The organism is Stackebrandtia albiflava, from assembly GCF_007994225.1.
In the GTDB taxonomy this organism is placed as follows: domain Bacteria; phylum Actinomycetota; class Actinomycetes; order Mycobacteriales; family Micromonosporaceae; genus Stackebrandtia; species Stackebrandtia albiflava.
Window position 1 is genome coordinate 13982 of record NZ_VLLL01000008.1, and the last position, 14638, is coordinate 28619.

12 protein-coding genes are annotated in these 14638 nt (G+C 69.9%); 5 read left to right on the top strand and 7 right to left on the bottom strand.

The genetic code is table 11. The features are described from left to right. Positions 1-29: 29 nt before the first annotated feature. Positions 30-1244, bottom strand: a complete 1215-nt coding sequence (locus LX16_RS21175) for an FAD-dependent monooxygenase (protein WP_147142164.1) — start codon at positions 1242-1244, stop codon at positions 30-32. 179 nt (positions 1245-1423) lie between these two features. On the opposite strand from LX16_RS21175, the gene LX16_RS21180 reads away from it, so the two are divergent. Beyond that, positions 1424-2767, top strand: a complete 1344-nt coding sequence (locus LX16_RS21180) for an ADP-ribosylglycohydrolase family protein (protein ID WP_244615926.1) — start codon at positions 1424-1426, stop codon at positions 2765-2767. A 52-nt stretch (positions 2768-2819) separates the two neighbouring features. Here the strand turns inward: LX16_RS21180 and LX16_RS26725 are convergent, their stop codons facing one another. Next, positions 2820-2993 carry a hypothetical protein gene (locus LX16_RS26725; RefSeq protein ID WP_158645678.1) on the bottom strand — a complete coding sequence of 58 codons (174 nt, stop codon included), beginning with the start codon at positions 2991-2993 and terminating at the stop codon, positions 2820-2822. 184 nt (positions 2994-3177) lie between these two features. Here LX16_RS26725 and LX16_RS21185 point away from each other — a divergent pair, with 184 nt between their 5' ends. Both LX16_RS21185 and LX16_RS21190 read left to right on the top strand, forming a co-directional pair. After that, positions 3178-5967, top strand: coding sequence for an AfsR/SARP family transcriptional regulator (locus LX16_RS21185; protein ID WP_147142167.1), 2790 nt, complete (start codon positions 3178-3180; stop codon positions 5965-5967). Between the two features lie 61 nt (positions 5968-6028). Then, on the top strand, positions 6029-6406 hold the full coding sequence (locus LX16_RS21190) for a VOC family protein (RefSeq protein WP_147142170.1): 378 nt from the start codon (positions 6029-6031) through the stop codon (positions 6404-6406). Positions 6407-6415: 9 nt separating this feature from the next. On the opposite strand, the gene LX16_RS21195 is transcribed toward LX16_RS21190, so the two are convergent. From LX16_RS21195 to acs, 5 genes are all read right to left on the bottom strand, one after another. Then, positions 6416-7354 (bottom strand): carbohydrate ABC transporter permease, encoded by a 939-nt coding sequence (locus LX16_RS21195; RefSeq protein ID WP_244615927.1) that lies wholly within the window; start codon positions 7352-7354, stop codon positions 6416-6418. Further along, positions 7351-8241 carry a carbohydrate ABC transporter permease gene (locus LX16_RS21200; RefSeq protein WP_147142172.1) on the bottom strand — a complete coding sequence of 297 codons (891 nt, stop codon included), beginning with the start codon at positions 8239-8241 and terminating at the stop codon, positions 7351-7353. Before LX16_RS21200 ends, LX16_RS21195 begins: the two co-directional genes overlap by 4 nt. Positions 8242-8377: 136 nt before the next feature. Continuing rightward, positions 8378-9628, bottom strand: a complete 1251-nt coding sequence (locus LX16_RS21205) for an ABC transporter substrate-binding protein (protein ID WP_158645679.1) — start codon at positions 9626-9628, stop codon at positions 8378-8380. 277 nt (positions 9629-9905) lie between these two features. Beyond that, the gene (locus LX16_RS21210; protein ID WP_147142178.1) at positions 9906-10835 is read right to left on the bottom strand and encodes an alpha/beta fold hydrolase; all 930 of its coding nucleotides are present in this window, start codon (positions 10833-10835) and stop codon (positions 9906-9908) included. A gap of 84 nt (positions 10836-10919) precedes the next feature. Then, positions 10920-12890, bottom strand: coding sequence for an acetate--CoA ligase (gene acs / locus LX16_RS21215; RefSeq protein WP_244615928.1), 1971 nt, complete (start codon positions 12888-12890; stop codon positions 10920-10922). A gap of 337 nt (positions 12891-13227) precedes the next feature. Between acs and LX16_RS21220 the strand changes: the two genes are divergently transcribed. After that, positions 13228-13935 carry an oxidoreductase gene (locus LX16_RS21220; protein WP_147142962.1) on the top strand — a complete coding sequence of 236 codons (708 nt, stop codon included), beginning with the start codon at positions 13228-13230 and terminating at the stop codon, positions 13933-13935. Positions 13936-14098: 163 nt separating this feature from the next. After that, entirely contained in the window at positions 14099-14638 is a 540-nt protein-coding gene (locus LX16_RS21225; protein WP_147142183.1) for a hypothetical protein, read from the top strand.

Sequence of the window (14638 nt, forward strand, 5' to 3'; positions counted from 1 at the left end):
GGGGCGGGTGTCCGGCCGCCCCGTCGGGATCAGCGGGGTTGCCTCGCGTAGATGTAGAGGTCGTGGCCGGCGACGGTGGCGTTGGTCCACTCCTCCATCCGGGCGGCGTCCATGCTCAGCCAGTCCGGGGTGGCCTCGACCTGGTCGCGTCCCAGCCGCCGTCCGAGGTCGACCAGGGCGTTGCCGGCGGCGTTGCGTTCCTCGTCGTAGCCGGCGAGGGCGGTGGGCAGGTCGGGGCCGGCGGTGAGTCGTCGTTCGAGGCAGAGGCCGTCCTGGAGCGCCTTGGTCGCGCCGCTGGCGGTGTGCGGGCGGGTGATGGTGGCGGCGTCCCCGGCGAGAACGAACGGGTGACGTGCGCTGCGTTCGAGTTTCATGTCGAAGATCGGCTGGAACGCCCGGTCGGCGGCGGGTGTCTGGTGGACGATGCGCGCGAACTCGGTGGGGAGCACCCGGTCGACGATGGTCTCGAAGGCGGTGCTGAGCCGGTCGAGCAGTGTCTGAGAGGTGTAGGACATGCTCATGCCGACGTCGATGTCGGCGGGTGGGCGCGTGTAGACCAGCCAGTTGACCCGGTGCCCGCCGCGGCCGTCCGGAATGCGGTACATGATGGAGTGTCCACCGTCGAATCCGACGGTGACGGCGGCGTCGTCCAGCAGTGCGACGGCCGTGTCGCAGCCGGTGAGCCGGGGTAGGTCCACGACACCGCGCCAGGTCACGTATCCGGCGTAGTCGGGGGCGGCTTCGGGGGCGATCGCGGTCCGCACGATCGACTTGTAGCCGTCGGCGCCCACGACGAGGTCGAACCGGTGCGACGTGCCGTCGGACAGTCGCAGGTCGGCGCCGGTGTCGTCACCGGTGACCTCGACGACGGTGTGTCCGGGACGGTACGCGTCGGCGGGTACGTTGTCGCGCAGGGTCTTCCACAGCAGACCCCAGTTGAGTGAGATCATCCTGGCGTGCTGGCGCCACAGTAGACGGTGATCGCCGCCGGCCTCCCTGGCGAGCCAGACCCGGTAGGTGATGGGGTAGTGCGCCAGGTCGGGGGAGAGGTAGCCGGCGTCGAGGCTCTGCCGCATGAGCGGTTCCGGTATGCAGACGCCGAAGCCGCGTTCGGCGAGGTCGCCGGCGGAGCGCTCGAAGACGGTCACCCGGTGGCCCGCCTTGTGTGCGGCCACGGCGGCGGCGCAGCCGGATATGCTGCCTCCGATCACCGCGACGCTTCCGGCCGGTGCGGGAACGTTCATCAGTCCTCCAAGGGGGGGTGGGGTCTCCGGCGCGGAGCCACGCCGGTCTGCATTCGGCCAGTAACATATATAAAGTCCGCATTGTCAAGGCCGTCCGGCGCGCGTCACACGCGACCACGGCTCCACGATCGCCTGAGCGAAGGCGAATCGGCTGGCACCGAGTGGAATCCGCCGGTATCGTGTGCGCGACATCGGAGGTAGTCATCAACAGGGAATGGACGACGTCCACGCGATTCGACGACTGGTTCAACGGGCGGACCACCGCCCTCGTCTCGGAACCACCCGGCCGGGCGGCACGGCCCGACCACTGGCACGACATGATCGCGCCCCGCCCGATCGATCCGCCGGACCGGCGGTTCACCGAGGATGAGTGGCGGATCATCGGCCACGGATACCGGGCGCAGCAGATGGAGGAGAAGTGGAACGCCTGGTGCGACGGCGACACCCTCCACCTGGGACGCTCCTGGACCGGCTTCGAGATCTACCGTGTGGAGTTCGGCCGCGACGACGGCGGCCGGTTCATCAGGTCGGCGGTCGCGGAGACCGACCCGTCCCGCTACAACGGCACCCTCGAAAGTGCCGCCTCCATGCTTCCGTCGCTTCTGGACGTGGTGCTGCGGTCGCACCGCTGGAGCGAGGGGTTCTGCCAGGAGGACAACGCGCAGCGCGCCGAGGCCGCGTTGACGGGACTCCGCGTCGGGGACGCGCTCGGTTCGCAGTTCTTCCTTCCCTCCAACCGGGACCGGCTGCGGGACCGGGTGACGCCCGACGGGCCGTGGCGCTGGACCGACGACACCCAGATGGCCGTCGTCCTCACCGACCATCTGAGGCGCCGGTACGGCGGTGTGAGACAGGACGAACTCGCCGCCGAGTTCGCGGCGGCCTTCGACCTTTACCGGGGCTATGGCTTCGGGGCCGTGGAACTGCTGCAGGGCATCGCCCGAGGCGGCGACTGGCGTGAACTGTCCTCGGCCATGTTCGACGGAACCGGGTCGATGGGCAACGGCGCCGCGATGCGGATCGCACCGCTCGGCGCCTGGTACGCCGAGGGGACGCTGGAGACCGTCGCGGCGGTCGCGACCCGTTCGGCGGAGGTGACCCACCGGCACCCGGAGGGGATCGCCGGCGGGGTGGCCGTGGCGGTCGCCGCCGCCTTGGCGGCCTCCGACGACCCGCCGGGGCCGGCGGACCTGATCACCGAGGTCATCGCGCACACTCCGGAGAGCCTGGTCAAGGACGGCCTGGTCCGGGCACGCGACTTCGGTTTCGACACCGAACCCGCCGAGGTCGCCGAGACGGTCGGCAACGGCAGCCTGGTCATCGGCCCCGACACCGTTCCGTTGTGCGTGTGGCTGGCGGCCCGCCACCTGGGCGACTACCGGTCCGGTTTCTGGGCCACCGCGAGCGTCCGCGGTGACATCGACACCAACTGCGCCATCGTCGGAGGCATCCTTGGTGCCTACGGGGGGCCGGAGGCGGTGCCCCGTGAGTGGCGGGACGCCACCGAACCCGCCCGTCCTTGATCCCCGTACGTCGGCCCGGCCGGGAGTACGGCTCCCGGCCGGGCCGGCACGGTCAGGAGGATGCCTCGTCGCTGCGGGCGAACATCGCGACGACCACCCACAGCAGACCGAATATCACGCCCGCGATGAGCATCGGGGTGTGCAGTCCTTCCGCGTCGACCATTCCGATGATCGCCCAGCCGACGCCGTAGAGCGCCGACAGGACGACCATGATCTTGACCGGCATCGAGGGATTCATTGTATGTCCTCACTGGAGTAACGGGTCGTGACGCCTGCGCTCGGATCCCTTCGCAGGTGGCATGATTCTCGGCCGGTGCGATGACAATCGGATGAAAGGTCGATGTCGACGGTCGGCACCGCACCGATACCGTGTGCGGTGACCACTGTGTTCGGACATTGAGGAGTCCGCGATGACGGCCGAGACCGCGGAACCGGTGTTCCGGGTGCTCGGCGCGGTCGCCGTCCGGCCGGTTCCGGGCCGCGACCGGCTGGCCGCCGGACTCCCCCGCCTGCTGTTGGCGATCCTGTTGTCCCGGCCCGGCGCGGAGATCGGCGCGGGCACCCTGATCGACGCGCTGTGGCGGCGGCCCGGACCCGCCGCGCGCAACAACCTCGCCGCCCAGGTACGGCGGTTGCGGCGCTGCCTCGACGACCCCGACCGGCTCGCCTGGCACGGTGAGGGCTACCGCCTGGAACTACGCGCCGGTGAACTCGACGCCACCGAGTTCGACCGGCTGCTGGTCCGTGCCGGCGGAACCCCGGCGGATCGGGCGGCACGGCTGCGGGGGGCCCTGCGGCTGTGGCGGGGGACCACCGCCTACGGGGACCTCGGCGACCACCCCGCCCTGTCCCACGAGGCCGCCCGGTTGGCGGGCCGCAGGCTCCTGGCGATGGAACGGTGTTTCGACGCCGAACTCGCCGCCGGGCGGCACGCCGAGATCGCGGCCGAGCTGACGGCCGTGGCCACGGCCGAGCCGCTGCACGAACGGTTCTGCGCCCAGGCGATGCTGGCGGCCTACCGGTCCGGTCGCCGGGCCGACGCGCTGGAGCGGTACGCGGTGACCAGCCGGGCGCTGCGCGACGAACTGGGGCTCGACCCCGGGGCGGAGCTTCGGTCACTGCACCGGGCGGTGCTGCGGGCCGAACCGGCCGAGGACGTGCCCTCGGCGGGCCCCACGGTGCCCGCCGAGCTGCCGCCGGACCCGGTCACGTTGACCGGCCGGATGGCGGAGACCCGGCGGCTGGTGGAACTGCTCGACGGCGGCGGCATCGCCGTCGTGACCGGCGGCGGTGGCGTGGGCAAGTCCGCGCTGGCGGTGCACGTCGCCCACCGGCTGCGGGACCGTTTCCCCGACGGGCAGTTGTACGTCAACCTCAACGGGGCGACACCGGGTGCCGTGCCGTGCACGCCGATCGAGGTCCTGGCCCGCTTCCACCGGTCGCTCGGCGACGCCGACGCCGCCCGGTTGACCGACGTGGGGGAGTCGGCCGCGCGGTTCCGTACCGCCGTGGCCGACCGGCGGGTACTGGTGGTGCTGGACGACGCGGCGGGTGTCGCCCAGATCCGCGCCCTACTGCCCGGAGGCGGCGATTGCGGTGTCGTGGTGACCTCCCGGCGCGGGTTGGCCTCCCTCGACGGCGTCACCCGCCTGGAACTGACCGGACTGGCCCGGGCCGACTCGGTCGCGCTGCTGGCCCGGTTGACCGGGGCGGAACGGTGCGCGGCCGACCCGGCGGCGGCCGACGCGGTCGCCGAGTCCTGCGGCGACCTCCCGCTGGCGCTGTGCGTGGCCGCCGCGCGCCTCAACACCCGTCCCCAGTGGACACTGCGGTGGCTGGCGGACCTGCTGGCCGACACCGGGCGGCGGCTGTCGCTGCTGGAGGTGGACGACCGGGGAGTCCGCGCGTCCTTCGACGTCGGATACCGGGGTGTCGCGGACGATCCGGCCACCGCCGCCGCCGCGGACAGCCTGCTCCACGCGGGGCTCCTGGACGCCGACCGTGTCGACCCCGGCATGATCGCCGCGGTGTCGGCCCGCGACACCCACTCCGTCGGCGACCACCTCGACGTGCTGGCCGACGCGCGGCTGCTCGAACGTGTCGGGCCGGAACGGTACCGGTTCCACGACCTGGTGCGGTTGTGCGTGCGGGAACACGCCGCCGGGCGTTTCGACGCCGAGGCCCGCCGCGCGTCGCTGCGCCGGGCCTGCCACCACCTGCTGGCCACCGCCCGCAACGCCCTCATGACCGTCGACAGGCACCAGCGTCACCGGGCCGCCGAGGGACCGTCCGGGTTGGAGGCGACCGGCGCCGGGTTCCCGCACCGGCAAGCGGTACTGGACTGGTTGACCACCGAGATCGGCGACATCGCCGTCCTGCTCAGGCAGTTCCAGGCGGAGCTTCCCGGGGAGGCCGCCGCCGTCGCCGCCGTCGCGGCCTGCCTGCTGCCGGTGTGCAACGAATCCGGCAACTACGCCGACCTGCGCACGCTGTGCGGTGCGGCGGTCACCGCCGCCCGCCGCGACGGCGACCCGGACGTGCTCGCGGCCGCACTGCACGACCTGGGGTACGCCTGCCTGCGGGTCGGCGACGCGGGCGCGGCCCGGCGGCACCTCACCGAGGCCGCCGAGTCGTACACCGGGCCGCGCCGGTCCGGGATCCTGTGGTCGCTGGGGGAGGCCCACAACTCCCTCGGCGACCCGCACGGGGCGCTGCGGCACCTCGGTGAGGCGTTGACACTGGCGCGACGCGACGGTGACGCCAGGGCGGCGACGTGCGTGTTGATCCACCACGGATTCGTCCACCGGGCGCTGTCGGACCCGGTAGCGGCGGCCGGGTACCTGCGCCGGGCCGTGACCTCGGCGGCCGACGCCGGACACGAGTTCCTGCACCTACTGGCGACGATCAACCTCGCGGAGGTCGAGATGGAGTGCGGGCACCCCTCCGACGCGCTCCCGTTGTTCGAGGCGGCGGCCCGCCGCAACGTGGAGTTGTCGGGGGAGGCGAACCTGATCTCGGCGTCGCTGCACTGGAACACCGCGATCGCCCACGACCGGTTGGGTGACGCCGTGTCGGCGCGGCGGGAGTGGCGCAGGGCGACCGCGATCCTGCACCGGCTGCGGCTCGTGGACGGGCCGACCCGGCACGCGCTCGACTCGGCGCCGCGGCTCCCCGCCAAGCCGGCGGTGTTGCTGCCCTGACGTCCGGGACACGCTGGGCGTACGCGGGTCCGTGGGCACGCCGGCGGCTTAGCATGTCGGAATGACCATCATGGGCGTGAAGAAGATCGTGGTGCCGGTGGCGGACCAGCGACGGGCGGTCGACTTCTGGACGGGCAAGCTCGGTTTCACCCTGACGGTGGACGCGCCGTACGCCGACACCGGGCGGCGCTGGATCGAGGTCACCTCACCGGACGGCCACACCGCGATCGTGCTGGACCCGGAGGTCGTGGGCGCGGAGCGGCCGGAGGGGCTGCCGACCCAGCCGTTCTTCTTCTACGCCGACGACATCGAGGCCACCTACCGTGACCTGTCGGCCGTGGGCGTGGTGTTCCCGCAGCCTCCCCGGCGCATGGAGTGGGGCTGGTGGTGCCTGTTCTCCGACAGCGAGGGCAACCGGTTCGCGTTGCAGGAGCGCTGATCCGGCGGGTCAGCCCTTCAACGCGCCCGCCATCAGGCCCTTCATGAAGAACCGGCCGAGCAGGATGTAGACCAGCAGCGTCGGCAGGCTCGCCAGCAGTGCCGACGCCATGACCTGCTCGAACGGGATGGTCTGGACGGCGGCGATGTTGTTGAGCCCGATCGTGATCGGCCACGCCGTGGTCGAGGTCATGACGACCCCGAACAGGAAGTCGTTCCAGACCGCCGTGAACTGCCAGATCACCGTGACCGCGAACGCGGGCGGCGCCAGCGGCAACGCGATGTGCCAGAAGGTGCGCAGCATCCCGGCACCGTCGACCTGGGCGGAGTCGAACACCGAGTCGGGTATCCCGGAGTAGTAACTGCGGAAGATCAGCGTCGTGATGGGTATCCCGTACACCACGTGCACCAGGATCAGGCCGAGCAGGCCGCCGGTGACGTCGGCGCCACCGCGCAGGTTGATGTCGGTCATGAACTGGGTCATCGGGATGATGACCGCCTGGTAGGGGATGAACATCCCGAACAGCAGGACCGGGAACACCGCGTCGGCGCCCGGGAACCGCCACTTCGACAGGACGAACCCGTTCGCGGCGCCCAACAGGGCGGCGATGATGCTGGCGGGGACGGCCAGCAGGAAGCTGTTGAGCAGACCGCGCGGGATCTCCGGTTTGTTCCACACCGCGACGAAGCTGTCGAACGACACCGGCCACGGCAGCTCCCACATGCCGGGCACGCTCACCTGGTCCGGTGTCTTCAACGCGGTCACCACGACCGCGTACACCGGCATGAGGAACACCAGCACGAACAGCAGCAGCACCACGTATTTCACGACCCGCACGTACGGCGCCCACGGCGACCGGATGGCGGGGTCGGCGCGGCGGCGCGACATGACGAGCCCGGTGCCGCCGCCCTTGACGAACCGGGACGATCGGGTGGCGGTGATCTTCATCGGCGGCGCTCCGCTCGCATCGTGTACCAGATGTAGGGGACGATGATGACCGCGATGCCCAGGACCAGCACGGTGGCGATGGTGGCGCCGCGCGCGTAGAAGTTGCCGGGGAACACGCTGTGGTACATGTACAGCGCGGGTGTCTCGATCCGGGGCGAGCGTTGGTCTATCGCGAACATCAGGTCGAAGGTCTTCAACGAGATGTGCGCCAGGATCACGACCGCGCTCATCACGGTCGGCCACAGCATGGGCCGCACGACGTGCCAGAACACCCGCACCTCGCCGGCGCCGTCGACGCGGGCGGCCTCGCGCAGTTCGTCGGGGACACCGCGCATCCCGGCGAGGAACAGCGCCATGATGTAACCCGACAGGGCCCATCCGGCGGGTAGCGCTATGGCGGCTATCGCCCAACCGGAGTCGGACTTGTGCCAGTCGCTGTGCAGGAAGCCGAGGCCGGCGTACGCGAACAGCTTGTTGATTCCGGCGGTGCTGTCGCCGGAGCCGTTGTTGAGCAGTCCACGCCAGATGATGGCGGTCGCGATGAACGAGATCGCCATCGGGAACAGGTAGACGCTGCGGAAGAGGTTCTCGCCCCGGACGCCCTTCTCCATCAGCAGCGCCAGCAGGAAACCCACCGCGAGGGCGCCCGCCACGAACACGAGCGTGAACACCAGGACGTGCCGGACGTCGCGCCACCAGATCGGGTCGTCCATCAACGCCGCGTAGTTCTCGAAGCCGACGAAGTCGTAGGTGGGCGCGAAACCCTGCCAGCTCGTGAACGACACCCGCAGGTTCCAGCCGAGGAACCCGTACACGAAGATCCCGACCAGGATCAGCGACGGCGAGATGAGCAGCAGCGCGGGGAACGCCTTGCGGAAGCGGCGCACTCGGTCTCCTTCGGTTCGGCTCGACGGGGCCGGGCGGCCGGCCCCGTGTCACGGCCTCACACGGGTCCGGTCGCGGTGGATGCCCCGCCCACACCGGGCCGGGGCACCCACCGTGGGTGCGTACACCGGGTCCGGGTCAGCCCGTCGTGCGCTGGTAGGCGTCGGCGACGGCGGCGGCGAACGCGGCGGCGTCGCCCTCCTGCACGAAGACACCGAGGGCGGTCTCGATCTCGGTCTTCCAGCCGGGGCGGGCCACCGCGCCGTGGGCGAGCGAACCGACCACGACGGTGGCGGGGTCGAGCCACTGACCGAGGTTCCACTCCAGATAGTCGGTGTAGAGGCTCTGGTCGGTGTCGGTGCGGGCGGGCAGTGAGCCCTTCTTGGTGTTGAAGGCGTCCTGGCCCTCCACGGAGGCGCACACCTTCAGCCACGCCTCGGCGTTCTCGCGTTGCTTGGCGCCCACCGGAAGTGTGAACGCGTCCGACAGGTAGTCGAACACGCCGACGGAACCGGGCGTCTCCGCGGCGCTGTACTCCTGGTCGTAGACGAGGCCGAGGTTGGTGGTCAGGTACGAGTACACCCAGTCGCCCATGACGGCGTACGCGGCGGTGCCGTCGACGATCTTGTCGAGCTGCGGCTGCCAGTCGGCGGCGGCCTCGCTCACATTGGACACCTTCAGGACCTCGGTGAAGGTCTCCAGGGCCGCCACCACCTCGGCGGACCGCCAGTCGACCTGGCCGGTCCACAGGCCGGAGTAGGTCTCGGCGCCGAGTTCGCCCAACAGCACGGTCTCCATGAGGTGGAGCTGTGTCCACGCCGAGCCGATCGACAGGGTCGTGACGCCCATCTCCGAGAGCGTCGCGTTCTGTTCGATCAGTTCGCTCCACGACTGGGGTGGACTGAGCCGCGCCTCCTCCAGAATGGACACGTTGTACCACAGCAGGTTGGCGCGGTGGATGTTGACGGGGACGGCGTACACCTTGCCGTCACGGGTGATGTTCTCCAACAGGCCGGGGTGCATGACGTCGTTCCAGCCCTCGGACTCGAAGAGCGCGCTGAGGTCCTCGATGACGCCGTTGTCCACATAGTCCGCGAGCTCCTCACCGGCGTGGCCCTGGAAGGAGTCCGGCGGGTCGGAGGCCTGTAGACGGGTCGCCAGCGCGGCCCGGGCCTGGTCTCCACCGCCGCCGGCGATGGCGGCGTTGACGAACTCGACGTCCGGATTGGCCTCTTTGAACAGACGCTCCAGTTCGGCCAGCCCCTCGCCCTCCCCGGGGCCGGTCCACCAGGTGAACACCTCGACCTGTGGCGAGTCACCGGAACACGAGACGAGCAGGGGCGCGACGGCCGGGGCGGCGGCAAGGGCAATAAAGCTGCGGCGCTTCACGTCACCCTCCAATTCAGTTAACGCAGGGGTGGGTGTGACGCTCTCGCCTTTGTGCGGGAATGTCAAGTCTTGTCCGGTACTGTTACCGTTTCGCGACCGGAATCACCTGATGTGGACACATTCGCTCGCGCCCAACGGTTCCAGCGCCACCCCTCAGGTTCGCCTTGGGTGGCCTGGGGCCCATCGACATGCCTCGAATAAGCCCTAATGTCCGATTTTATCCCGCCCTACGACCACCCAAGGCGGGCCTACGACCACCCAAGGCGGAGGAAAGGGGTCACTCCTTGCACCAGCGCAGGATCTCGGACGTGACCGTGTCGGGCGCCTCCAGTTGCGGGAAGTGCCCGACGCCGCGCAGCAGTCGCCACTCGTAGTTCGCCGTCACGTACCGGCCGGAGCCCTGTGCGGTCCGGGGCAGGATGCAGGTGTCCCGGGAGCCGTGCAGTTGCAGCGTCGGCACCTTCAACGGTTCCTGAAGCAGCCGGACGAACCTGCGGCCCGCCACCCGCAACGCCGTGCGCAGCGCCCAGCGGTACGCCTCCAGCGCGCAGAACGCCGCCTGTGGCAGCTGGATGGCGTCCCGGCACGCCCTGACGTAGGCGTCGAACTCCGGAGTTCCGCGCCACTGTGGACCCGCCCAGTGGCTCATGAGCGACGCCACCATCGCCGCGTCGTCCCGGGTCACGACGTGCTCGAACCGGGGAAGCTGGAACTTCAGGATGTGACGGCTGGCCGCCAACTGGCCGCGCGGGTCCACCGCCAGGGCGGCCCGCTGCCGCAGCGGGTGGGCCGAGGACAGCACCACGAGCCGCCGCACACTGCGCGGATGGAAGCCGGCGGCGGCGAAACCGAGCAGACCGCCCAGGTCGTGGCCCACCACCACCGCGTCCCGTTCACCGAGCGCCCGGATCAGCCCGATCACGTCCGAGGCCATCGTGTAGGCGTCGTAGCCGCGGGGCGGTTTGTCACTGGCGCCGTAGCCGCGCAGGTCCACCGCCGCGACCCGGTAACCGGCTCCGGCGAGCGCCGGCATCTGGCGGTGCCACGTCCACCAGAACTCGGGGAAGCCGTGCAGCAGCAGGATGAGGGGACCGGTGCCCTGCTCGGCGACGTGGAACCTGATGCCGTTGGCGTCGACGAAGCGGTGCCGCCACGGCCCGTCGATGAGCACCACGCTGTCGTCCAGGACAGGGCGGGTATCTCGCATGTGTCCAGGCTAGATGATCCCGGGCACCGGAAAGGCGGCTCGGTGGCCGGGCGTGACGTCACACGCGGCCACCGAGCCGGGTGGTCAGTCCTCGTCCGACTTCGACTTGGCCATGCCGTCGGAGATGAGCTGCATGACCGTGGAGTCCTGGAGCGTCGTGACGTCACCGAGCGAACGGTTCTCGGCGACGTCACGCAGCAACCGCCGCATGATCTTGCCGGACCTGGTCTTGGGCAGTTCCGGCACGACCATGATCTGGCGCGGCTTGGCGATCGGTCCCAGCGTCTTGGCGACGTGGTTGCGCAGCTCGCTCACCAGTTCGTCGCCGCCCTCGGTCTCGCCGCGCAGGATCGTGAACGCCACGATCGCCTGCCCGGTCACCGGGTCGGTGGCGCCCACGACGGCGGCCTCGGCCACCGACGGGTGCGACACCAGCGCCGACTCCACCTCGGTCGTGGAGATGTTGTGTCCGCTGACGAGCATGACGTCGTCGACGCGGCCGAGGAGCCAGATGTTGCCCTCGTCGTCGCGTTTGGCGCCGTCACCGGCGAAGTACATGCCCTTGAACTTGGACCAGTAGGTGTCGAGGAAGCGCTGGTCGTCGCCCCACACGGTGCGCAGCATCGACGGCCACGGGTCGCGCAGCACCAGGTAGCCGCCGCCACCGTTGGGCACCGAGTTGCCCTCGTCGTCGACGACGTCGGCCGAGATACCGGGCAGGGCGTGCTGTGCCGAGCCGGGAGTGGTGGAGGTCACGCCCGGCAGCGGGGAGATCATGATGCCGCCGGTCTCGGTCTGCCACCAGGTGTCCACGACCGGGCAGCGGCCGCCGCCGATGGTCTCGCGGTACCACATCCAGGCCTCGGGGTTGATCGGTTCGCCGACGCTGCCCAGGATCCGCAGCGACGACAGGTCGAAGCGGGCGGGGATGTCGTCGCCCCACTTCATGAAGGTCCGGATCGCGGTGGGGGCGGTGTAGAGGATCGTGACCTTGTACTTCTCGATGAGCTCCCAGTACCGTCCCCTGTGGGGGGTGTCCGGGGTGCCCTCGTACATGAGCTGCGTCGCGCCGTTGGACATCGGGCCGTACACGATGTACGAGTGTCCGGTGACCCAACCGATGTCGGCGCCGCACCAGTACACGTCGGTCTCGGGCTTGAGGTCGAAGACGGCGTGGTGGGTGTAGGAGACCTGTGTGAGGTAACCGCCGCTGGTGTGCAGGATGCCCTTGGGCTTGGCGGTCGTTCCCGAGGTGTAGAGGATGAACAGCGGGTGTTCGGAGTCGAAGGCCTCGGCCTCGTGTTCCTCGGAGGCGCCGCCGACGACGTCGTGCCACCACACGTCCTTGTCGGTCCAGGCGACGTCCTCGCTGGTGCGGCGCACGACGACCACCTTCTCCACCGACGGGCACAGCGCCACCGACTCGTCGACGGTCGGCTTGAGCGCGTTGGCCTTGCCGCGGCGGAATCCGCCGTCGGCGGTGATGACCAGTTTGGCCTCGGCGTCGTTGATGCGGCCCGACAGCGCGTCCACCGAGAATCCGCCGAACACCACCGAGTGGGTCGCGCCGATGCGGGCGCACGCCAGCATCGCCATCGCGGCCTCGGGGATCATCGGCATGTAGATGGCCACCCGGTCGCCGGCCCGCACACCCAGCGCGGTCAACGCGTTGGCGGCCTTCTTCACCTCGGTCAACAGTTCCGCGTATGTGATGGTGCGGGTGTCGCCGGGCTCGCCCTCCCAGTGGATCGCCACCCGGTCGCCGTGACCGGCGAGCACGTGCCGGTCCAGGCAGTTGTAGGCGACGTTCAGCCGGCCACCGGTGAACCACTTCGCGAAGGGCGGGTTGTCCCAGTCAAGTACCCGGTCCCACGGTGCCGCCCAGTCGAGCCGCTGCGCCTGCGCCGCCCAGAACGCGAGGCGGTCGTCGGCGGCCTCCCGGTAGGCGTCGGCGGTCACGTTGGCGTGTGCGGCCAATTCCGCCGGCGGCGCGAAGTGTCTGGTCTCGGTGAGCAGGTTCGCCAGAGTCTCCTGGGGTTTGGGGCTGTCGTTCACTGCCATCTCCTCGTTTCCGCCTGTCGGGCACCTGCGGGCCGTCGTGGCCGGTCAAGTGGGTTGAGAAGACCGGATCCGCCGACCGTGAGACGGCGTGTCGCGCACCCCTGGCCCGGCTTACTCACGCGTGTCGCGGGTCTCTCATCGCATGACCATAGTCGCCCCCCGACCAGGTGTCCAATGCGCCCCGATGCGCGAAGAACCGGATTGTCGCGCATTCGCATGCAGCTATGCGCACGACCGCTCAGCACGCCTTCGTGGGAAGTGCCATGCCATACGTGCAACCCTTCATACCTAACCGGTATGGTCTGCAATCGTGGACCCGCTCGACCCCCTCATGGAACTGGCCGAAGTCGCCGACGCGCTGGAACAGTCGCGTGCCGACGTCGACCGCACCCTCTGGCACCGTGCTCTGCGCAACGGCGGCCCGGCCGTCGCCACGGAGGTGTCGCTACGTTCGGCGGTGGCATCGGCCGCGCTCGACGGAGCGGAATACGACGTCGAGAAGGTCAGATCCGGGGTCGTCACCGACCCCGTCGTGCAGGGCGCCCTGCGGGTCGCCTCGGAACTGCCCGGCCTGGTCGACACGTGGCAGAAGGCGCCCCGCCAGGTGCTCGCGAGGCTGCACCTGCTGGCCGCCCGCGACCTGGCCGAGCCGGAGGAACTGGGCCGTCCCGTCGTCGACGCCGACGGTTCGATCCGGCTCGCGACGCTGTGCGTCCTGGTGACCAGCGAGACGAACCTCCCGGCCGCGCTGGTGGCGGCCGTCGTGCACGGCGAACTGCTCGCGTTGCGGCCGTTCCCCACCGCCGCGGGGGTGGTGGCGCGGGCCGCCGCACGGTTGACGTTGGCCGCACGGGGACTCGATCCCCGGCTGTTGATCGCCATGGACGTCGGCCACTTCGCGAGGTCCCCGGAATACGTCGGTTCGGCGGGTGCGTTCGCCACCGGCACGCCCGACGGTCTACGTTCGTGGTTGAAGCACTACGGCCAGGCGATGTCGGCGGGTGCCGAGGCCACCACCGCGGTCTGCAACCGGGTCTGACCGTCCGCCGCACCGCGTCGGCGGCGACGGGCGGACGCCGGCGGATCGCACGGAACGTTTCCGGTTGCACGACATTGCTATGTTCCGGGGTTGACTCTCCGGTCCGTTATCCCACGGGCCGTAGGGAGTTCACGCCCCCAGCAATCATGAAGGTTTTTCGATCATGGCAGATGTGACCGGTGGCGATCTTTACAGTCTGTGGAAGATCGCGAATGTCTCGCTACCTCGGGTGGCGAGTGTGTATACGAGTACCAGCGGCACGATGAACGGTGGTCAGGACGGTATGTCCGATCTGTTTCTCCAGGGTGAGGGGCAGTACGGGCAGCCGATGTATGGGGCGGCGTATGCGTCGTTCCAGAAGACCTACAGCGAGTTTCAGCACATTCTGGCGCAGACGGGTCAGAACATTCTGGATACGGCCGCGGCGGTGAATCTGGCGATTCAGAACTTCGGGACGGCCGATGGTGAGACCGGTACGACGTTGGACGATCTGAACGCGATCTTGGAGGGCGAGCAGATCGGCGGGACGCAGTATCACGATCCGAACGATCCGACGATGAATCCGCCGGAGGATCCGCCCGGTGAGGTGACCGAGCCGGAGGGTTACACCTCTCCCGGTGATGAGCCGGCGGAGGACCCCGGCGCCGAGGAGCAGGAGATCCAGGACACCATCGACGACCTCAACGAGATGGCGGAGGACTAG